At 36.6% G+C, this 22,394-nt stretch carries 18 protein-coding genes and 1 riboswitch; all 18 genes read left to right on the forward strand.

Translation table 11 applies throughout. From position 1 onward, the window contains the following. Nucleotides 1–98 precede the first annotated feature (98 nt). The gene (pnp, locus tag ACSG5Z_RS13590) at nucleotides 99–2,237 is read left to right on the forward strand and encodes a polyribonucleotide nucleotidyltransferase (RefSeq protein ID WP_046957398.1); all 2,139 of its coding nucleotides are present in this window, start codon (nucleotides 99–101) and stop codon (nucleotides 2,235–2,237) included. Between the two features lie 152 nt (nucleotides 2,238–2,389). Further along, complete coding sequence (locus ACSG5Z_RS13595) at nucleotides 2,390–3,289, forward strand: polysaccharide deacetylase family protein (protein WP_088064282.1); 900 nt, start codon at nucleotides 2,390–2,392, stop codon at nucleotides 3,287–3,289. A gap of 86 nt (nucleotides 3,290–3,375) precedes the next feature. Then, nucleotides 3,376–4,617, forward strand: coding sequence for a M16 family metallopeptidase (locus tag ACSG5Z_RS13600; protein ID WP_000593006.1), 1,242 nt, complete (start codon nucleotides 3,376–3,378; stop codon nucleotides 4,615–4,617). A gap of 129 nt (nucleotides 4,618–4,746) precedes the next feature. Then, complete coding sequence (locus tag ACSG5Z_RS13605; RefSeq protein WP_001239751.1) at nucleotides 4,747–4,998, forward strand: YlmC/YmxH family sporulation protein; 252 nt, start codon at nucleotides 4,747–4,749, stop codon at nucleotides 4,996–4,998. A gap of 273 nt (nucleotides 4,999–5,271) precedes the next feature. Beyond that, on the forward strand, nucleotides 5,272–6,174 hold the full coding sequence (gene dpaA / locus ACSG5Z_RS13610) for a dipicolinic acid synthetase subunit A (protein WP_435711548.1): 903 nt from the start codon (nucleotides 5,272–5,274) through the stop codon (nucleotides 6,172–6,174). Next, nucleotides 6,171–6,770, forward strand: coding sequence for a dipicolinate synthase subunit B (gene dpaB, locus ACSG5Z_RS13615; RefSeq protein WP_001049480.1), 600 nt, complete (start codon nucleotides 6,171–6,173; stop codon nucleotides 6,768–6,770). The genes dpaA and dpaB overlap by 4 nt, the downstream gene beginning before the upstream one ends. Nucleotides 6,771–6,920: 150 nt before the next feature. Beyond that, nucleotides 6,921–7,967, forward strand: a complete 1,047-nt coding sequence (asd, locus tag ACSG5Z_RS13620) for an aspartate-semialdehyde dehydrogenase (RefSeq protein WP_000414854.1) — start codon at nucleotides 6,921–6,923, stop codon at nucleotides 7,965–7,967. Nucleotides 7,968–7,990: 23 nt separating this feature from the next. Next, the gene (gene dapG / locus ACSG5Z_RS13625) at nucleotides 7,991–9,223 is read left to right on the forward strand and encodes an aspartate kinase (protein ID WP_000692477.1); all 1,233 of its coding nucleotides are present in this window, start codon (nucleotides 7,991–7,993) and stop codon (nucleotides 9,221–9,223) included. Nucleotides 9,224–9,234: 11 nt separating this feature from the next. Then, nucleotides 9,235–10,113 carry a 4-hydroxy-tetrahydrodipicolinate synthase gene (gene dapA, locus ACSG5Z_RS13630; RefSeq protein ID WP_000564777.1) on the forward strand — a complete coding sequence of 293 codons (879 nt, stop codon included), beginning with the start codon at nucleotides 9,235–9,237 and terminating at the stop codon, nucleotides 10,111–10,113. A gap of 759 nt (nucleotides 10,114–10,872) precedes the next feature. Beyond that, nucleotides 10,873–12,543 carry a ribonuclease J gene (locus ACSG5Z_RS13635; RefSeq protein WP_000823079.1) on the forward strand — a complete coding sequence of 557 codons (1,671 nt, stop codon included), beginning with the start codon at nucleotides 10,873–10,875 and terminating at the stop codon, nucleotides 12,541–12,543. Between the two features lie 104 nt (nucleotides 12,544–12,647). Next, nucleotides 12,648–13,397, forward strand: coding sequence for a translocation-enhancing protein TepA (gene tepA / locus ACSG5Z_RS13640; protein ID WP_000139829.1), 750 nt, complete (start codon nucleotides 12,648–12,650; stop codon nucleotides 13,395–13,397). Further along, nucleotides 13,394–13,597, forward strand: coding sequence for a YlzJ-like family protein (locus tag ACSG5Z_RS13645; RefSeq protein ID WP_000605020.1), 204 nt, complete (start codon nucleotides 13,394–13,396; stop codon nucleotides 13,595–13,597). Before tepA ends, ACSG5Z_RS13645 begins: the two co-directional genes overlap by 4 nt. A 212-nt stretch (nucleotides 13,598–13,809) precedes the next feature. Further along, entirely contained in the window at nucleotides 13,810–16,194 is a 2,385-nt protein-coding gene (locus ACSG5Z_RS13650) for a DNA translocase FtsK (RefSeq protein WP_098089540.1), read from the forward strand. A gap of 203 nt (nucleotides 16,195–16,397) precedes the next feature. Continuing rightward, nucleotides 16,398–16,499: riboswitch (purine riboswitch) on the forward strand. Nucleotides 16,500–16,732: 233 nt separating this feature from the next. After that, nucleotides 16,733–17,458, forward strand: coding sequence for a GntR family transcriptional regulator (locus ACSG5Z_RS13655; RefSeq protein WP_000114176.1), 726 nt, complete (start codon nucleotides 16,733–16,735; stop codon nucleotides 17,456–17,458). Between the two features lie 92 nt (nucleotides 17,459–17,550). After that, on the forward strand, nucleotides 17,551–18,627 hold the full coding sequence (locus tag ACSG5Z_RS13660) for a BMP family lipoprotein (protein WP_088610159.1): 1,077 nt from the start codon (nucleotides 17,551–17,553) through the stop codon (nucleotides 18,625–18,627). A 118-nt stretch (nucleotides 18,628–18,745) separates the two neighbouring features. Beyond that, nucleotides 18,746–20,278 (forward strand): ABC transporter ATP-binding protein, encoded by a 1,533-nt coding sequence (locus tag ACSG5Z_RS13665; protein ID WP_064475025.1) that lies wholly within the window; start codon nucleotides 18,746–18,748, stop codon nucleotides 20,276–20,278. Further along, nucleotides 20,271–21,329 (forward strand): ABC transporter permease, encoded by a 1,059-nt coding sequence (locus tag ACSG5Z_RS13670; RefSeq protein WP_001085261.1) that lies wholly within the window; start codon nucleotides 20,271–20,273, stop codon nucleotides 21,327–21,329. The genes ACSG5Z_RS13665 and ACSG5Z_RS13670 overlap by 8 nt, the downstream gene beginning before the upstream one ends. Next, complete coding sequence (locus tag ACSG5Z_RS13675; RefSeq protein WP_062923045.1) at nucleotides 21,330–22,289, forward strand: ABC transporter permease; 960 nt, start codon at nucleotides 21,330–21,332, stop codon at nucleotides 22,287–22,289. The last annotated feature ends 105 nt before the right edge of the window (nucleotides 22,290–22,394 follow it).

The raw sequence follows: 22,394 nt of genomic DNA on the forward strand, positions 1-22,394 counted from the left end.
GCTTACTTCATTTTCGGTAATACTAGAGGTAGAATATTGTGATATACTATCCATTTACATAGAAGAATTGAATACTTTAAATTGAGAGGGGTACTTAAATGAGTCAAGAAAAGCAAGTCTTCTCGATAGATTTAGCTGGTCGCCAGCTAACAGTTGAAACAAGTCAGCTTGCGAAGCAAGCGAACGGAGCAGTATTAGTAAGATATGGCGATACAGCGGTTCTATCTACAGCAACTGCATCAAAAGAACCAAAAAATGTAGATTTCTTCCCACTTACAGTAAATTATGAAGAGCGTTTATATGCAGTCGGAAAAATTCCTGGCGGTTTCATTAAACGTGAAGGTCGTCCGAGTGAAAAAGCAATTTTGGCAAGTCGTTTAATCGACCGTCCAATTCGTCCGCTTTTCGCAGATGGTTTCCGTAACGAAGTACAAGTTGTCAGCATAGTAATGAGTGTTGATCAAGATTGTTCTTCTGAAATGGCAGCTATGCTAGGTTCTTCATTAGCGTTATCGATTTCAGATATTCCATTTGAAGGCCCAATCGCGGGTGCAACAGTTGGTCGTATTAACGGCGAATTCGTTATTAATCCAACAGTAGAACAGCAAGAACAAAGTGATATTCACCTTGTTGTAGCTGGTACGAAAGATGCAATTAACATGGTTGAAGCAGGAGCAGATCAAGTGCCTGAAGAAACAATGTTAGAAGCAATTATGTTTGGACATGACGAAATTAAACGTCTAATTGCATTCCAAGAAGAGATTGTACAAGCTGTAGGTAAAGAGAAATCAGAAGTGAAACTTTATGAAGTTGACGCTGATCTTAATCAAGCTGTACGTGAAATGTCTGAGAAGGATATGCATTCTGCAATTCAAGTACATGAAAAACATGCACGTGAAGATGCAATTAACGAAGTGAAAAAGCGTGTAATTGAGCATTACGAAGCGCAGGAAGCTGACGCTGATACATTAGGACAAGTAAGTGAGATTTTATATAAAATTGTAAAAGAAGAAGTACGTCGTCTTATTACAGTTGAAAAAATCCGCCCAGATGGCCGTAAAGGTGACGAAATCCGTCCATTAGCATCAGAGGTTGGTATTTTATCTCGTACACACGGTTCTGGTTTATTCACACGTGGACAAACACAAGCATTAAGTATTTGTACATTAGGTGCATTAGGTGATGTACAAATTTTAGATGGTCTTGGTGTAGAAGAATCAAAACGTTTTATGCACCATTACAATTTCCCATCATTTAGTGTTGGTGAAACAAGACCGATGCGTGGACCAGGTCGTCGTGAAATTGGTCACGGTGCACTAGGAGAACGTGCTCTTGAGCCTGTAATTCCATCTGAAAAAGATTTCCCATATACAGTACGTCTTGTATCTGAAGTTTTAGAATCAAATGGTTCTACTTCACAAGCAAGTATTTGTGGTAGTACTTTAGCAATGATGGATGCTGGTGTTCCGCTTAAAGCTCCAGTTGCAGGTATTGCAATGGGTCTAGTTAAAACTGGTGAGCATTACACAATTTTATCTGATATTCAAGGTATGGAAGATCATTTAGGCGATATGGACTTTAAAGTAGCAGGTACAGCAAAAGGTGTAACTGCACTGCAAATGGACATTAAAATAGATGGTCTATCTCGTGAAATTTTAGAAGAGGCATTACAACAAGCGAAAGTTGGTCGTGTGCACATTCTAAATCATATGTTATCTGTTATTGCAGAGCCACGTACTGAATTATCAGCTTATGCTCCAAAGATTATTACAATGACAATTAACCCAGATAAAATCCGTGACGTTATTGGGCCGAGCGGTAAACAAATCAATAAAATTATTGAAGAAACTGGCGTTAAAATTGACATCGAGCAAGATGGTACAGTATTCATTTCTTCAATAAATCAAGAAATGAATGACAAAGCTAAGAAAATTATCGAAGATATCGTTCGCGAAGTACAAGTAGGTGAAATCTACGAAGGAAAAGTGAAACGTGTTGAGAAATTCGGTGCTTTCGTTGAATTATTCAGCGGTAAAGACGGATTAGTTCACATTTCTGAACTTGCACTTGAGCGTGTAGGTAAAGTAGAAGACGTTGTGAAAATCGGTGATGTAATTACAGTTAAAGTTATCGAGATTGACAAGCAAGGTCGCGTGAATCTATCTAGAAAAGTATTGCTAAAAGAAGAGCAAGAAAAAGAAGCTGCTAAAGAAGAAAACAAACAAGAGCAGCAATAAGTAAAAGCCAGTTAAACTGGCTTTTTTTGTTATGTAAAAAATATGATTTACATATATTTTTATGTCAGTATAGGTATAGTTTTCATTATAACGCTCAAATTAACAAAGATAAGAAGAAAAAAGGTTTTTATATAGTTAATGGGAGGGTTTATATGAAAGCTCGTGTATTGGCATACATATGTATATTCTTTTTATATGTCAGTGTAGGCTCTTATTCCGTTTTTGCACAGGATAACTTATATGAAGAAATTCAAAAACATGCAAAACAATATGAGATTGCACCTCAAAATGCGATGATTGATAAGATATGGAAATCAACACCAGGATATAATGGAAGACAAGTTGATATCGAAGCATCCTATAATAATATGAAGAAACTAAAGAAATTTGATCAAAGAAATCTTGAATTCAAGGAAGTATCACCGAGTGTCCACTTAGAAGATTTATCACCAGCCCCAATTTATAGGGGACATCCAAATAAAAAGATGGTGGGATTAACAATAAATGTGGCGTGGGGAAACGAGTATTTGCCTCGTATATTAGAAATATTGAAAAAACATGATGTGAAAGCGACTTTCTTTTTAGAAGGACGTTGGGTGAAGGAAAATTTGCGATTTGCCAAAATGATTGTTGATGCAAATCAAGAAGTCGGAAATCATTCTTACACACACCCTAATATGAAAACGCTATCTTCTGATGAAATCCGAGATCAGTTACAAAAAACAAATCGAATGATCGAAGCAGCTACGAATCAAAAGGTAAGATGGTTTGCTCCGCCGAGTGGAAGTTTTCGGGATGAAGTCGTGAAAATTGCAGATGATTTCCAAATGGGAACGATTATGTGGACTGTAGATACAATTGATTGGAAGCGACCTGAGCCAGAGGTACTATTGCAGAGAGTGATGAGAAAAATACATCCAGGTGCTATCGTATTAATGCATCCAACGTCATCTACAGCAGAAGCATTAGATACAATGATTACAAAATTGAAGGAACAAGGATATAAAGTAGGGAATATAACAGAATTACTGGATGAAAAACGTGTGGATTAAATACATTTGCATGACATTCATCCTTAAACTTGTTATCATTAAATAATAGCACTTATTTAGAGAAACTGGCAGTAGGAGGAAAGTTTTTGATTAAAAAATATACTTGTAAAAATGGTGTAAGAATTGTTATGGAGAATATACCAACTGTAAGATCGGTTGCGATTGGTATTTGGATCCATGCGGGATCAAGAAATGAAAATGAAAAAAATAACGGGGTTTCCCACTTTTTAGAGCATATGTTCTTTAAAGGAACAGAAACACGTAGTGCACGCGAAATTGCAGAATCATTTGATAGCATTGGTGGGCAAGTGAATGCTTTTACTTCAAAAGAATACACTTGTTATTATGCAAAAGTGCTAGATGAGCATGCTAAATATGCTTTAGATGTATTAGCAGATATGTTCTTTAATTCAACATTTGATGAGGAAGAACTGAAAAAAGAGAAGAATGTCGTATGTGAAGAAATTAAAATGTACGAAGATGCTCCAGATGATATTGTGCATGATATGTTAACGAAAGCAACATATGAAACGCATCCGCTTGGATATCCTATTTTAGGAACAGAAGAAACGCTTGATACGTTTACAGGTGATACGCTACGCCAATATATCAAGGATCATTACACACCTGAAAATGTCGTTGTTTCAGTTGCAGGGAATATTGATGAAGCCTTTTTACAAACAGTAGAGCAATATTTCGGTAGTTATGAAGGAACAACAAATCGTGAACAAGTACATAGCCCAATTTTCCATTTTAATAAGGTAGCACGTAAAAAGGAAACAGAACAAGCTCATTTATGCTTAGGATATAAAGGCTTACAAATGGGACACGAAGATATTTATAACTTAATTGTATTAAATAACGTTTTAGGCGGTAGTATGAGTAGCCGTTTATTCCAAGAAGTACGTGAGCAACGCGGGTTAGCCTATTCAGTATTTTCTTACCATTCTTCTTATGAAGATACAGGTATGTTAACGCTGTATGGTGGAACAGGTAGCCAACAATTAGATACACTGTATGAAACAATGCAAGAAACATTAGAAACATTGAAAAATACAGGTATTACAGAAAAAGAGCTTATTAATAGTAAAGAGCAATTAAAAGGAAACTTAATGTTAAGTTTAGAAAGTACGAATAGCCGTATGAGCCGTAATGGTAAAAATGAATTGCTACTTCGTAAGCATCGTTCACTTGATGAGATTATTGAAAGTGTAAACACAGTAACAAAAGAAAATGTTGATGAGTTAATTCGTAACATGTTTACAGATGAATTCTCTGCAGCATTAATTAGTCCAGATGGAAAACTTCCAAAAGGAATAAAACTATAATTGCTTTATATGAAGTATGTAAAAATAACCGTATCTCTTTTAAATGAGATACGGTTATTTTTTTGGGATATACAGAATAGGTACTAATTATAGATAACTTAAATTCATAATTCGGTTGGGGGAGAGTGTATGCGATTAAGTGAATTAAGTGGCAAAGAGATTGTAAATTTAGAAAGAGCAGAAAAAATGGGAGTTTTAGGTTATGTTGATTTAGAGATTGATGAGAAGGATGGCCAAATACAGGCTCTTATCATACCGGCTGGGAAATGGGGAGGTTTTAAAAAGGAACCACAAGAAGTAAGAGTCACGTGGAGCCAAATTAAGAAAGTAGGGCATGATATGATCCTTTGTGATATTACGGATCATTCAAATTCGAAGTGAAAGGTGGCCATTTTGGTCATCTTTTTTTGTTCATTCTCCTCTGAGTAAAAGCTCACATGAATCGAGCGTTTACCGGAAATCAATTTCCCGTATAATGTCCTCTCATATGTCGAATGTTGAGATGGAGGTCTAACTGCATACAAATAGCGGGATAAATCATACGTGCTTTTGTTTTTCAATCACCTAAAACTCGTACATTACATATGATGTGGAGGAAAAAGAAAAAGTAGGCACTTTTCTTATAAATGACAGAAAAAGAAGGTGAATTAGGGAATGTTGACTGAGATGCATATTGCTGTCATAGGAGGAGATGCAAGACAGCTAGAAGTAATTCGCAAGCTAGTTGAATTGGATGCGAAACTTTCATTGATAGGGTTTGATCAGTTAGATCATGGCTTCACAGGGGCAGCAAAAGAAAGTATACAAAATTTAGATTTCACTTCTGTAGATGCAATTATTTTGCCAGTTGCAGGTACAAATGCCAAGGGAGAAGTAGATACTATTTTTTCAAACGAAAAAGTTTCTATAACGAAAGAACAAATTGAAAATACACCAGAACACTTTACTATATATTCAGGTATTGGTACGCCTTACTTGGAAAATCTCGTATCTACTACAAACCGCAAACTTGTTAAATTATTTGATCGTGATGATGTGGCAATCTACAATTCTATACCAACTGTAGAAGGTACATTAATGATGGTAATTCAACATACCGACTATACAATTCATGGTTCTAATGTAATGGTTTTAGGATTTGGTAGAACAGGGATGAGTGTTGCCAGAGCATTTCAATCATTAGGAGCCCATGTCAAAGTTGGAGCAAGACGATCGGAACATATTGCACGTATTACAGAAATGATGTTTTCTCCTTTTCATATGCAAAATATTGAGAAAGAAGTAGGAAATATCGATATTGTCATTAATACAATTCCGCATCTCATCGTGACAGCAAATGTTATTTCGAAAATGCCGGCTCATACGTTAGTAATTGATTTAGCTTCTAAACCAGGCGGTACCGACTTTAGATATGCGGAAAAAAGAGGAGTCAAAGCGCTGTTAGCACCTGGATTACCAGGTATTGTTGCTCCAAAAACAGCAGGACAAATTTTAGCGAACGTTCTTTCTCAGTTACTAGCAGAAGACGTAATAGCAAGAAAGGAGAATGGGGAATGAATTTAAAAGGGAAAAGAATAGGGTTTGGTTTTACTGGTTCACATTGTACGTACGAAGAAGTAATGCCTCATTTAGAAAAATTAATTGCTGAGGGAGCAGAAGTACGCCCCGTTGTTTCTTACACTGTTCAATCAACAAACACGAGATTTGGAGAAGGAGCAGAGTGGATTAAAAAGATTGAAGAAGTAACAGGATTTAAAGCAATTAATTCAATCGTTGGCGCAGAACCACTAGGACCTAAAATTCCACTAGATTGTATGGTAATTGCACCACTAACAGGAAATTCTATGAGTAAATTTGCAAATGCAATGACAGACTCTCCAGTACTAATGGCAGCGAAAGCGACGTTAAGAAATGGCAAGCCTGTCGTATTGGCTGTTTCGACGAATGATGCTTTAGGGCTGAATGGAGTAAATCTCATGCGCCTAATGGCAACAAAAAACATCTACTTCGTCCCATTCGGTCAAGATGCACCAGAGAAAAAACCAAACTCAATGGTAGCTCGCATGGAGCTGCTGGAAGATACAGTATTAGAAGCGCTGCAAGGGAAGCAATTGCAGCCGGTTGTCGTAGAAAAATTCAGATATATGAATTAAAAAACGAAAAAAAACGGACAATTTTTGATGAAACCATCATTCTTACTGTAGAATATGATAAAATTAACGTTATTAAGATTAGAAGGGGTATTGTATACTCCTTCTAATTCTAAGTTATAGAAGGATTGGTATCTAGAAAGGGGCATAGTGATGGAAAAGCAAAAAACTTTTCATGTCGCTGTAGTTGGAGCAACCGGCGCAGTTGGTGAACAAATGTTAAATACTTTAGAGAAACGAGAATTTCCAATCGGGAAGTTAACGTTACTTTCATCTAAACGATCTGCAGGTAAGAAACTTGTATTTAAAGGCGAAGAATTTACAGTTCAAGAGGCAACTCCTGAAAGTTTTGAAGGAGTAGATATCGCACTATTTAGTGCTGGTGGATCTGTATCAAAACAATTAGCGCCAGAAGCAGCAAAGCGCGGTGCGATTGTTGTTGATAATACAAGTGCATTCCGTATGACAGAAAACGTGCCACTTGTTGTACCTGAAGTAAATGAAAACGACTTAAAAGAACATAATGGTATTATTGCAAATCCAAACTGTTCTACAATTCAAATGGTAGTAGCTCTTGAGCCAGTTCGTCAGCAATATGGTTTAAAACGAGTAATCGTTTCCACATATCAAGCTGTATCAGGTGCTGGTGCGGCAGCGATTGAAGAACTTCATGAACAATCACAAGCAATCTTAAATGGTGAAGAAGTGAAGGCGAATGTTTTACCTGTATCAGGTGATAAGAAACATTTCCAAATTGCTTTCAACGCGATTCCACAGATTGATAAATTCCAAGATAATGGATTTACGTTTGAAGAAATGAAAATGATTAATGAAACGAAAAAAATTATGCATATGCCTGAATTAGAAGTAGCGGCAACATGTGTACGTTTACCAGTTGTATCAGGTCACTCTGAGTCTGTTTACATCGAAGTAGAAAAAGAAGGTGTAACAGTAGAAGAATTCAAGAGCTTACTTGCAAATGCGGAAGGTATCGTTCTGCAAGATAATCCAGAAGAGCAGTTATATCCAATGCCAGCTACTGCAGTAGGTAAAAACGAAGTATTCGTTGGAAGAATCCGTAAAGATTTAAATAACGATAAAGGATTCCATCTTTGGGTCGTATCTGATAACTTATTAAAAGGCGCTGCATGGAATTCTGTTCAAATTGCAGAGCGCTTAGTAAAATTACAATTAGTGTAAACGGCTAAGAGAAGGTGCAAAATATGAAAATTATTGTTCAAAAATTTGGTGGCACATCCGTACGTGATGAAAATGGACGTAAGCATGCGCTTCATCATATAAAAAAATCGCTAGATGCGGGTTATAAAGTAGTTACTGTCGTATCTGCTATGGGCCGTAAAGGTGAACCATATGCAACTGATACTTTGTTAAGTCTTGTAAATCAAGAGGAATCTCGCATTTCTAATCGTGAGCAAGATTTATTATTATCATGCGGAGAATTAATCTCAGCAATCGTCTTCTCTAACATGTTAAATGAGAACGGTATAAAAGCAGCGGCATTAAATGGTGCACAAGCTGGTTTTGTAACAAATGATGATTTTACAAATGCTAAGATTATTGAAATGAACTGCGATCGTATACATGAAGAGCTAGAAAATCTAGATGTAATCGTCGTTACAGGATTCCAAGGTCAAACGAAAAAAGGTGATACGACAACACTTGGACGCGGAGGTAGCGATACTTCAGCTTCTGCATTAGGTGTTGCGCTTCATGCTGAATTTATTGATATCTTTACAGATGTAGAAGGTGTTATGACTGCGGATCCTCGCATTGTAAAAGATGCACGTCATCTTCAAACGGTAACATACAATGAAATTTGTAACATGGCATATCAAGGTGCAAAAGTCGTTCATCCACGTGCAGTTGAAATTGCGATGCATGCCAAAGTACCACTTCGTGTACGTTCTACGTATTCTGATAGTGAAGGTACGCTGATTTCAGCATCGGACGGTGCGACAAAAGGCCGTGATGTAGAAGAACGTCCTGTTACAGGTATCGCTCATGTATCAAATGTGACGCAAATTAAAGTGCTTGCAAAAGAAACAGCATATGATTTGCAACAGCATGTGTTTAAAGAAATGGCGAATGAAGGAATCAGTGTCGATTTAATTAACATTTCACCTACTGGGGTAGCTTATACGGTGAGTGATAGTGTATCAAGTCGTGCAGTTGAATTATTAAAAAACCTTGGATATGAGCCAATTGTGACAGAGCATTGTGCAAAAGTATCTATTGTAGGAGCTGGAATGGCAGGATACCCAGGGGTTACTGCGAAAATCGTTACAGCTTTAGCGGAAAAAGGTATTCAAATTCTGCAATCGGCAGATAGCCATACGACAATTTGGGTTCTTGTAAAAGAAACTGATTTAGTGGAGGCTGTAAATGCATTACATAGTGCGTTTGAGCTTTCAAAAGAAAAGCAACTGGAACAATAAGGAGTGAGACCATGATAGATTTTGGGACAATTGCAACCGCGATGGTAACTCCGTTTGATAAAAACGGAAATATCGATTTTGCGAAGACAACGAAATTGGTAAATTATTTAATAGATAACGGTACAACAGCAATCGTGGTAGGAGGAACGACAGGAGAATCTCCTACATTAACTTCAGAAGAAAAAGTAGCGTTATATCGCCATGTCGTATCTGTTGTCGATAAAAGGGTGCCCGTAATCGCTGGAACAGGTAGTAATAATACGCATGCTTCTATTGACTTAACTAAAAAGGCAACAGAGGTTGGTGTTGATGCAGTAATGCTAGTAGCACCGTATTATAACAAACCGAGTCAAGAAGGAATGTATCAGCACTTTAAAGCAATTGCTGAAAGCACGCCGCTTCCGGTTATGCTATATAACGTTCCAGGACGATCTATTGTACAAATCTCCGTTGATACAGTTGTTCGTTTATCAGAAATAGAAAACATTGTTGCGATTAAAGATGCAGGCGGCGATGTGTTAACAATGACAGAAATCATTGAAAAAACAGCGGACGACTTTGCAGTATACAGCGGTGATGATGGTTTAACGTTACCAGCTATGGCAGTTGGAGCGAAAGGTATCGTTTCTGTAGCATCTCATGTGATTGGAAATGAAATGCAAGAAATGATTGCAGCATTCCAAGCAGGAGAATTTAAAAAGGCGCAAAAATTACATCAATTACTTGTAAGAGTAACGGATTCATTATTTATGGCGCCAAGCCCAACGCCAGTAAAAACAGCGTTACAAATGGTTGGGTTAGATGTAGGTTCTGTACGTTTACCACTTCTTCCATTAACAGAAGAAGAAAGAGTAACGTTACAATCTGTTATGCAATCTATCCCTCGTTAATAAAAAAATGACCTAGTGTAGAACTAGGTCATTTTTTTATGGTATGAAAATCTTTGCCGCTCTTTTTTACCTACCATATTACTCCATGTGTTTGATTGCTTTTTCATTATGTTTTGCAACATGTACAAGAAAATAATTGTACCCCTTTAAATGAATCAAAAAAACACAGTTATTATAGAATAAACATTTGTATAAACGTAATAAACTATCGATTCTGTTTTTCAGAGGAATTGCCTCAAATGTGACGTGATTCATAAAAAAGCTTCATTTTATAAGTGTTTTTGTTCGATTCTAGAAAAATAAGTCTTGAAAATCCATATAATGAAATAAATTTAGCGTATTTATGGCTATTTCTTCAAAATAATATGGAGTATAAAATCGGAGTAAATATAAAGGAAATACGTTCGATACTTTTGTTGTAATTCCGTTCTTTTACTTTCTCTTTCGCACGATTTAACTTGTGTTCTATTTCTTGTATCAGGTATAATATGGCTAAGTAGCTTAGTACGGGTATGCTTAGCAAAATTGGTAAAAATTATAATTTGATTACATTTTCATATCATATCGAATAAGATATTTGATTTATATAATGAAAGAGAGGTGAAACCTGGTTTAAAAAATAAACAAGGACATGATATCGCATAACGGTAAGGACATTCGTCTTGGACGGTGAATATATGGTGGTTGTAGAGTTTCCCCTGGTGTCTCTGCAATTTTAGTGAAATCAGTGTTTGAAAGATTTTTAAACCAGGCAACAACATGAAGAGAAAAGAGAATGAGTCTGTTAAAGTATTTGCTCTTGGTGGAGTAGGTGAAATCGGGAAAAACATGTACTGTGTTGAAATTGATTCTGAAATCTTTATTGTAGATGCAGGATTAATGTTCCCAGGAGATGAAATGTTTGGAATTGATATCGTTATTCCTGATATTACATATTTAGTGGAAAACCAAGAGCGAGTAAAAGGTTTATTTATTACTCACGGTCATGAAGATCATATTGGTGGAATTGTTTACGTACTTCGTAAATTATCAATTCCAGTGTATGCAACGAAATTAACAGTAGGACTTATACAAGAAAAACTTGGCGAAGCGGGTATGTTAGGCCGTGTAGACTTAAAAACAATCGATTCAAATTCAACAGTAGAGTTTAATACTACAACGGTGTCATTCTTTGGAACGACACATAGTATTCCAGATTCTGTTGGTGTTTGTTTCCATACATCAAAAGGTGCTATCGTATACACGGGAGACTTTAAATTCGATCAAACTCCAATTGGAAATAGTGGAGCAGACCTTGGAAAAATGGCACAAATCGGAAATGAAGGCGTACTGTGCTTATTATCTGATAGTACAAATGCTGAGCGTCCAGGCTATACAGGTTCTGAAAAAGAAGTTGGTGTAGAAATTTCTAAAGTGTTCTACGGCGCAGAAGGACGTATTATCGTTGCTTCATTTGCATCGAATGTACATCGTATTCAACAAGTATTTGATGCAGCTGCTGAAACAGGACGAAAAGTAGCGGTTGTAGGACGTAGTATGGTGAAAGTGGTAGATATCGCAAGACGTCTTGGTTATTTAGATGTTCCAGAAGGTATGGTTATTTCACTACAAGAAGTAGACAATTTCCCAGAGAAAAAGGTAGCTATTTTAACGACAGGTAGCCAAGGTGAACCGATGGCAGCCCTTTCTAGAATGGCGAAGCAAGCTCATAAACAAATTTCAATTCGTAAAGGCGATACGGTTATTATTGCGGCTTCTCCAATTCCGGGTAATGAAATATCTGTATCGAAAATTATTGACTTGTTATTTAGAGCTGGAGCTGATGTTATTTATTACGGTGAAAGAAAAGTTCACGTTTCAGGTCACGGTAGCCAAGAAGAATTAAAGTTAATGTTAAATTTAATGAAACCGAAATATTTTGTACCCGTACATGGTGAGTTCCGTATGCAAAAAGCACATGCATATTTAGCTGAAGATGTAGGTATTGCAAGAGAGAATATCTTTATCGTAGAAAAAGGTGATGTGATTGCTTTTGGTGACGATGACGCAAACTTAGTTGGCAAAGTACAAGCTGGTAATGTGTTAATTGATGGATTAGGTGTAGGTGACGTTGGTAATATCGTTCTTCGAGATAGAAAAATGTTATCTCAAGATGGAATATTAGTAGTTGTTGTAACACTTGGTAAAGATGAAAAGAAAATTATCTCTGGTCCAGAAATCATTTCACGTGGTTTTGTGTATGTTCGTGAATCAGAAGCGTTAATTGACCGCTCTACAGAGATTGTACGTATGATTGTTGAGCAATCGATTAAAGAGTATTCAATTGAATGGTCTATGTTAAAACAAAATATTCGTGAATTATTAGGGCAGTTCTTGTACGAAGAGACAAAGAGAAAACCTATGATTTTACCGATTATTATGGAAGTATAAAAAAGATCACCTTTACGGGTGATCTTTTTTTCTTTTTAAACTCTATCGAATGAAATTTATAACTTAAGAAATAATAGTTATATACGAGTGAAAGGGGATGCGATATGACAGAACGTGATCGTTATACAAATGAAGGGAAAGAGGCTGAGCCGAAAGAAACTGGGAAAGAAGCTTCGATAGTGGAGAAAATTCAACAGCTAGGGCAAACGAATGTACCACAAATGAATGAATCAAGTATTCATTGTTTAACAATCATCGGGCAGGTGGAAGGTCATGTTCAGTTGCCACCGCAAAATAAAACAACAAAATATGAGCATATTATTCCGCAAATTGTTGCGATAGAACAAAATCCGAAAATTGAAGGTTTGCTTTTAATATTAAACACGGTCGGAGGTGACGTTGAAGCAGGGTTAGCAATTTCTGAGATGGTAGCTTCGCTTTCAAAGCCAACGGTATCACTTGTTCTGGGCGGAGGGCATTCTATCGGTGTACCAATCGCCGTCTCTACGGATTATTCATTTATTGCGGAAACTGCGACGATGACAATTCATCCCATTCGTCTAACAGGTCTTGTTATAGGTGTGCCGCAAACATTTGAGTATTTAGATAAAATGCAAGAAAGAGTCATTCGATTTGTGACGAAGCATTCGAAAGTAACCGAAGATCGTTTTAAAGAACTTATGTTTGCGAAAGGGAATTTGACGCGAGATATTGGGACGAATGTAATTGGTGGCGATGCAGTGAAATATGGTCTTATAGATGATGTCGGTGGTATTGGGAATGCGATTCGAAAACTGAATGAATTAATAGATGCTCGCATGGATAATAGTGCAGAAGGGACAATGTTACAATGATTTTATACACAATTATGCCAGAGCAACTTGTATATCCAGCTGATTATTCGCAATGTGAAAGCCAAAAAGTTGTAAATATAAACGGTGTTGAATTAATGGTTTCTGAAGAAGAACATGGGTGTTATTCTATTGTACGTGTGTTAAGTACGGATCCGCTACACTACTTAGAGTTTGAGCCCGGCCAGAAAATAACCTTTTAGCAAAAAGAAGGATTTTGTTTAGAAGCTATGGTATAATATAAAAAACAAGACGGTTGAGCAGCCATGAGAGGGCTGCTTTCTTCTGTTTATTTAACAATTTACAAGAAGTGTAAAAATAGAAGATATAAGACCTGAAAAAATAGAGAAAACAGACATATAAGTAGTGCTTTTTTAAGGAAGCCCTACTTACATGTAGAACACGAGGTGAAGAAATGGCAAAACAAAAGCAAAGAGGGACGAAGGCAAAAGCAAGACGCACGATAAAGCCAACTTTGTATTATGAAATCGTCGGTTTAACTCTTTTTGCACTTTCAATCATTACGATTTTACAGCTAGGTGTTGTAGGGAAATCGTTTGTGTTATTTTTTCGCTTCTTCTTTGGTGAGTGGTACATAATTGGTGTGTTAGGTGTAATAGCTTTATCGGTTTCGTTTGTTATCAAACGTGGATGGCCGAACCTTTTAAATAAACGGTTAATTGGTTTTTATTTAATAGTATTGGCGATATTAATGTTTAGTCATATTACATTATTTAACCTTCTTACGAAAGATGGAGCAGTGCAAAATACTTCTGTTATTGTGAGTACGAAAGATAACTTCTTTCTTGAAATGAAAAAGGGGCCAGATAGCGTTCATTTAGGCGGTGGTATGTTTGGTGCGCTTATGTTCGCGACGTGTTACTTTTTATTTGATGAAGTAGGAGCTTATATCATTGGTATTATTTTAGTGATTCTCGGCATACTTTGTATAACAAATAAGCATATTGGAGAAGTACTTGCACCTGTAGGAAGGATCCTTAGAAGTCAATTTGAAGTAATGCAAGGGGATTATAAAGATTGGAGATCCAAAAGGACGGCTGAACAAACAGAAAAGAAAAAAACAACGAGAAGCACAAGGAGCAAACGTGCTGCAGAACAAGAAGAGATTATTGAGCCGATGGAAGAAATCTCAATTGACCCTCCAATTATTTCGAATTTCACTGAGAATTATCCTGTAAATGAAGAAGAGAATAAACGAATTAGCGAAGAACAGGAAGCAGAGTTAATAAATTCACCGTCTATTGAAGAGGCTCCGTCTGTTGAAGAATCTAAGAAAAAGCGTGGAGAAAAGATTGTAGAATCTTTAGAGGCGGAAACAAGTGCCCCGCCAATGCAATTTTCAAATGTAGAAAATAAAGATTACAAGCTTCCTGCACTTGATATATTGAAATTTCCTAAGAATAAGCAAGTTACAAATGAAAATGCAGAAATTTATGAGAATGCTCGTAAATTAGAACGTACATTCCAAAGTTTTGGAGTGAAAGCGAAAGTAACAAAAGTACATAGAGGTCCTGCAGTTACAAAATATGAAGTGTATCCTGATATGGGAGTAAAGGTAAGCAAAATCGTTAGTTTAAGTGATGATTTAGCACTTGCTTTAGCTGCGAAAGACATTCGTATTGAAGCACCTATTCCCGGGAAATCAGCTGTAGGGATTGAAGTTCCGAACTCAGAAGTATCTATGGTAACGCTAAGAGAAGTTCTTGATTCTAAGGCTAATAATCATCCGGAAGAGAAGTTGTTAATTGGTCTTGGACGAGATATTACAGGTGAAGCTGTATTAGCCCGTTTAAATAAAATGCCCCATTTACTGGTAGCTGGTGCGACAGGTAGCGGGAAAAGTGTATGTATTAATGGTATTATTGTTAGTATTTTAATGCGTGCAAAACCACATGAAGTAAAATTAATGATGATTGATCCGAAAATGGTAGAGTTAAATGTATATAACGGTGTTCCGCATTTATTAACACCAGTTGTAACTGATCCGAAAAAAGCATCACAAGCTTTGAAAAAAGTCGTGAGTGAAATGGAACGACGTTATGAATTATTTGCTCATAGTGGCACGCGTAACATTGAAGGATATAATGATCATATTAAAGAACATAATAGTCAATCAGAAGCGAAACAACCGGAATTACCTTATATTGTAGTAATAGTGGACGAGTTAGCCGATTTAATGATGGTTGCTTCATCAGATGTAGAGGATGCGATTATGCGTTTAGCACAAATGGCTCGTGCGGCTGGTATTCATTTAATTATTGCGACGCAGCGTCCATCGGTTGATGTTATTACGGGAGTTATTAAAGCGAATATTCCATCACGTATTGCATTCGCGGTATCTTCTCAAACGGACTCTCGTACAATTCTTGATGGTGGTGGTGCAGAGAAACTGCTAGGTCGTGGAGATATGCTGTTTATACCAATTGGTGCATCGAAGCCTGTACGTGTACAAGGTGCATTTTTATCCGATGATGAAGTTGAGAGAGTTGTAGAGTATGTTATTGGTCAGCAAAAAGCGCAATATCAAGAAGATATGATTCCACAAGATGTTCCTGATACGAAGCAGGAAGTAGAAGATGAATTATATGATGAAGCAGTTCAGCTTGTAGTGGAAATGCAAACAGCATCTGTTTCTATGTTGCAACGTAGGTTTAGAGTAGGTTATACGCGAGCTGCCCGTTTAATTGATGCAATGGAAATGAATGGTGTAGTAGGTCCGTATGAAGGTAGTAAACCACGAGAAGTGCTCATTAATGATGTACAAGAAAAAAGTTCATAAAAAAAGCCTAATTGTTTTTACAATTAGGCTTTTTTATATGCTAGTTTTGTTATATACTATATTCAGCGATAAAGAAAGGGCTTACATCTAAAGCGATTCTTTAGAATACGAATACTTTTATTATGTTTTTAATGAATGTTCGATATTTAATGTAGAAAAATGTTAAATTTTGTTGACACGTATGGGAGCAAGTGGTAAGATTACTTCGAAAAGAATCACTGCCTCATATAATCTTGGAGATAAGGTCCATAAGTTTCTACCCGGCAACCATGAATTGCTGGACTATGAGGGGAAAAGTGTGTAACAAAGGATGTAAGAGATCTTTGTGCCGAACTTTTTCTCGAAATGAGGAATGTTTATGGTGCGAAGTTTTTTTTATGCAGTAAAGAGTGAAAATTTCATCTTGAAAAATTATTAATATTTATTCGACAATTAAGCTTATTTTTAGTATTTAGCAATTTTTATTATGTTGTAAGTTGAAAAAAGAGAAAAGAAGTCTTACATCAGAGGTCGAATAATTGAAATGCGGGGGAGTCTTATGTCAGTAAAATCCGATAGTCGTCACCTATATTTACGGGTAATTGATCACATCAAAGAAAAAATTAAAGATGGAGCTTACAAAGAAAGACAGAAGTTACCATCAGAGTTTGATTTAGCGAAAGAACTTGGTGTAAGTAGGGCGACTTTAAGGGAAGCGCTGCGTATTTTAGAAGAAGAAAATGTTGTCATTCGTAGACATGGTGTAGGAACATTTGTAAATGCAAAGCCGTTATTTTCTTCTGGGATTGAACAACTTTCTAGTATTACAGATATGATTTCTAGTGTGGGGAAAACACCAGGAACTATCTTTTTATCATCATCTACAACAAGTTTAACAGAAGAGGAAAAAGAGAAGTTTAATAGTGAAGACGGTTTTAATGCGGTAATGATTGAGCGTGTGCGTACAGCAGATGGGGAACCTGTTGTATATTGTATCGATAAACTTGCAAAAGAAATCTTGCCAGATTTATCGGGATACAACGAAGAATCGTTACTTACAGTGATACATAACAATACGCACAAACGTATCACATACGCAGTTGCTCACATTGAGCCAATTGGCTATCATCCGAAAATCTCACCGATTTTAGAATGTGAACCGGAAACGGCACTGCTAGTTTTAAAACAAATGCACTATGATCAAAATGATGAGCCAATCTTATATTCTATCAATTACTTTAGAGCTGATAAGTTTAGCTTCCACGTATTAAGAAAACGTATGTAGGTAAGTTCCATTTTAGGGAGGTGACAGCAAGAAGTTAGGGACAGCAGCGTAAGAATAAAGAGATATATATAATTTTAGGAGGGGTTTCTAGTATGAAGAAAAAAACAGGTCTTTTATTATCATTAACATTAGCAGCAAGCGCGATTTTAGGTGCATGTGGTAACTCGGATAAGGCGAGCAGTGACAAGAAAGAAGATAAAGAATTCAAAGTTGGTATGGTAACGGATGTTGGGGGTGTTGATGATAAATCATTCAACCAATCTTCTTGGGAAGGTTTGAAAAAGTTTGGTAAAGATAATGGATTAAAGGAAAAGACAAATTATCGTTACCTACAGTCTGAAAAAGAAGCAGATTATATTCCAAACTTAAAGAAATTTTCAAAAGATAAGTATGATTTATCTTTCGGAATCGGTTATAAATTAGAAGGTGCAATTAAAGAAGTAGCAAAAGAAGCTCCAAAACAACAATTCGCAATTGTGGATACTGTTGTAGATGCACCGAACGTAACAAGCATCACATTTAAAGATCATGAAGGTTCATTCCTTGTAGGTGCGGTAGCGGCTATGTCAACAAAATCTAATAAAGTAGGATTTGTTGGTGGAATGAAGAGTGATTTAATTAGTAAATTTGAAAATGGATTTAAAGCGGGTGCAAAGGCAGTAAATCCAAATATTGAAATCGTATCTGAATATGCAGAAGCATTTGATAAACCGGAAAAAGGTACAGTTCTTGCATCAGCAATGTATGGTCAAGGTGTAGATGTAATTTATCATGCTGCTGGTGGTACAGGTAACGGCGTGTTCACTGAAGCGAAAAACCGTAAGAAAAAAGGTGAAAATGTTTGGGTAATCGGTGTGGACCGTGACCAAAACCAAGAAGGTATGCCTGAAAACGTAACATTAACTTCAATGGTAAAACGTGTAGATATCGCTGTTGAAAAAGTAGCACAAGAAGCGAAAGATGGTAAATTAAAAGGCGGTAAAATAGAAGCGTTTGGCTTAAAAGATGACGGTGTTGGTATTGCAAAAACAACTGACAACGTGAAAAAAGTTAACCCTGAAATTTTAACAAAAGTAGAAGAGTTTGAAAAGAAAATTACAGATGGTGAAATTAAAGTACCAGCTACAGATAAAGAGTATAAAGAATATGAAGCTTCTCTAAAAAAATAAATAGAGAAATAGCAAAGGTTAGTTCATAGAACTAACCTTTGTATGTATAAAACTTCCAAATTGCTTAATAAGTTAATAGTGTAATAGGGGAATGTTCCCTGTTAAAAGGAGGAACAAAATGGAATACGTAATTGAGATGAATAACATTACGAAAGTATTCCCAGGCATTGTAGCGAATGATGATATTACGCTGCAAGTAAAGCAAGGAGAAATACATGCTTTACTTGGAGAAAATGGTGCAGGGAAATCCACATTGATGAATGTACTATTTGGTTTGTATCAACCAGAACAAGGTGAAATTAAAATTAAAGGAAAGTCTGTAAACATTACCAATCCGAATGTGGCAAATGACCTTGGTATTGGAATGGTTCATCAGCACTTTATGCTTGTTCATAATTTTACAGTTACAGAGAATATTATTCTCGGAAATGAACCGAAGAAAAACGGGAAAATTGCTGTTGAGGAAGCTGCTAAAGAAATTCAAAAACTGTCTGAACAATACGGATTAGCTGTAGATCCATATGCGAAAATACAGGATATTTCAGTTGGTATGCAGCAGCGTGTTGAGATTTTAAAAACACTTTACCGTGGGGCAGAAATTTTAATATTTGATGAACCGACAGCTGTGTTAACACCGCAAGAAATTCATGAGCTAATTCAAATTATGAAAAAGCTTGTACAAGAAGGAAAATCTATTGTTCTTATTACACATAAGTTGAAAGAAATTATGGAAGTTTGCGATCGTTGTACGATTATTCGTAAAGGAAAAGGGATTGGAACGGTTGACGTTGCAAATACGGATGAAAATAAACTTGCAGAATTAATGGTCGGACGTCAAGTGAATTTTAAAACAGAAAAAATAGACGCGAAGCCAAAAGAAGAGGTACTTTCAATTGCAAATCTTGTTGCTCACGATGCACGTCAACTACCTGCTGTAAAAGGCCTTGACTTAACTGTTCGTGCGGGGGAAATTGTTGGAATTGCAGGGATTGATGGAAACGGACAAAGTGAATTGATAGAAGCAATTACTGGTTTACGAAAAGTTGAGTCAGGTTCTATTGCAATTAAAGGAAAAGAAATAACAAATTGGCCTGTTAGAAGGATAACAGAAGAAGGAATTGGTCATATTCCAGAAGATCGTCATAAACACGGCCTTGTTCTTGATTTTTCTGTTAGAGATAATATAGTTCTGCAAACGTACTATAAAAATCCGTTTTCAAAGAAAGGGATTTTAAATTTTAGTAAAATTACAGAAAAAGCAAAGGCACTTATTGAACAGTTTGATGTACGTACACCTAGTGAGCAAACGTTAGCGCGCGCTTTATCCGGGGGGAATCAACAAAAAGCAATTATTGCACGTGAAGTAGACCGTGATCCAGATTTATTAATCGCGGCACAGCCAACACGTGGTTTAGATGTAGGAGCAATTGAATTTATTCATAAGAGATTAATAGAGCAAAGGGATAAAGGAAAAGGTGTATTACTTTTATCTTTAGAGTTAGATGAAATCTTAAATGTTAGTGACCGAATTGCTGTTATTTATGAAGGGAAAATTGTAGCAATTGTTGATGCGAAAGAAACGAATGAACAACAGCTTGGATTGTTAATGGCTGGAGGAACAAAGAAGGAGCAGGTGGGTACAAATGGCTAAAAAACTTTTAACAGAACGAACGATAAATATTTTAGTCCCAGTACTATCCGTTATTTTTGGCTTACTTGTCGGAGCAATTGTAATGCTAGTTAGTGGCTATGATCCAATTGTTGGTTATAGTGCACTTTGGACAGGAATGTTCGGTAGCCCAAGTGCAATAGGTGAAACGCTTCGTACAATGATCCCGCTTATTCTTGCCGGCTTATCAGTGGCGTTTGCATTTCGTACAGGTTTATTTAATATCGGGGTAGAGGGGCAATTACTAGTTGGTTGGCTTGCAGCAGTTTGGTTCGGTTATGCAGTTTCGCTACCAGCTGTTCTTCACATTCCGTTATCTATTTTATTTGCAGCATTGGTAGGTGGAATTTGGGGTTTCATCCCTGGATATTTAAAGGGGAAATTTCAAGTTAATGAAGTTATTGTAACGATTATGATGAACTATATTGCGTTATACGTAACATATGACATTATTAAGCGTTTCTTGCACGAGGGTAATGATAAAACGTACGACATCAAAGCGAGTGCGTCATTATCTTCAGACTGGCTTGCTGCCATCACTGACGGTTCGCGCCTTCACTGGGGAATTGTTGTAGCAATTTTAATCGCTATTTTAATGTGGTTCTTATTAGATCGAACAACTTTAGGGTATGAATTAAAGTCGGTAGGATTTAATCAACATGCCTCCCAATATGCTGGTATGAAAGTTTCTCGCAATGTAGTATTCTCTATGACAATTGCTGGTGCATTTGCAGGGATTGGTGGTGCGATGGAAGGGTTAGGAACATTCCAAAGTATGACAGCAATGTCTTCGTTTACAGGAGTAGGATTTGACGGGATTGCCGTAGCCTTACTTGGGGGGAATAATCCGTTTGGTATTATCCTTTCAGCTTTATTATTTGGTGGTTTGAAAAGTGCTTCCCCTCAAATGAACTTTGAGGCAGATGTACCATCAGAGCTTATTAATGTGATTATTGCATGTATCATCTTCTTTGTTGCATGTAGTTATGTGTTAAGATGGGCGCTTACACGCATGAGCAAGGAGGGGAAATAAATGAGCTTTTTAGATATATTAGCCATTCTTGTGACGGGTACGTTATATACATCAGCACCTATAATTTTTACAGCACTAGGTGGTGTATTTAGTGAACGATCAGGTGTTGTAAATATTGGATTAGAAGGACTAATGCTATTTGGTGCATTTATTGGAGTTGTTACAAACTTATTAATGGGTGATACATGGGGAACGATGACTCCGTGGATTGCGTTATTATTTGCGGCAATCGGTAGTGGGTTATTTGCATTACTTCATGCGGTAGCATCTATTACATTCCGAGCGGATCAAGTTGTAAGTGGTGTAGCGATTAACTTCTTATCTCTTGGATTAACGGTATTTGCAATTAAGAAGATTTTTGATAAAGGACAGACTGACTTTATTCAGTACCGTATTGAAAAGATTGATATTCCAGGCCTTTCGGATATTCCGGTTTTAGGGAAAATATTCTTCTCTAACGTACCGATAACGTCGTATATTGCTATTATTTTAGCATTCGTTGTTTGGTATGTTATTTATAAAACACCGTTCGGTCTTCGTCTTCGTGCGGTTGGTGAGCATCCAATGGCAGCTGATACGATGGGAATTAACGTATATAAAATGCGCTATATTGGTGTTTGTATATCAGGTGTGTTTGCTGGAATTGGTGGAGCAATTTTTGCAATGTCAATTTCTAATAACTTCTCAGGGGCAACTATTACTGGACAAGGTTTCTTAGCGTTAGCTGCCATGATCTTTGGGAAGTGGAATCCATTAGGTGCATTAGGTGCAGCGCTATTCTTTGGTTTTGCACAATCGTTAAGTGTAACAGGTGGAACAATTCCTGTATTAGATCAAATTCCAAGTGTATTCTTAACGATATTACCGTATGTATTCACAATATTAGCACTTGTTGGTTTTGTAGGTCGTTCTGAAGCTCCGAAAGCGTTAGGAACGCCGTATGAAAAAGGAAAACGATAAGTATAAAAAAGCTCGCACATTAGTGCGGGCTTTTTTACATAGAATATATGTAATACGGAATTTTACTATGTTCCTTACATATGAAAGTTTTTAGAAAGAGCCTCA

The organism is Bacillus pretiosus (assembly GCF_051294775.1).
Lineage (GTDB): Bacteria > Bacillota > Bacilli > Bacillales > Bacillaceae_G > Bacillus_A > Bacillus_A wiedmannii.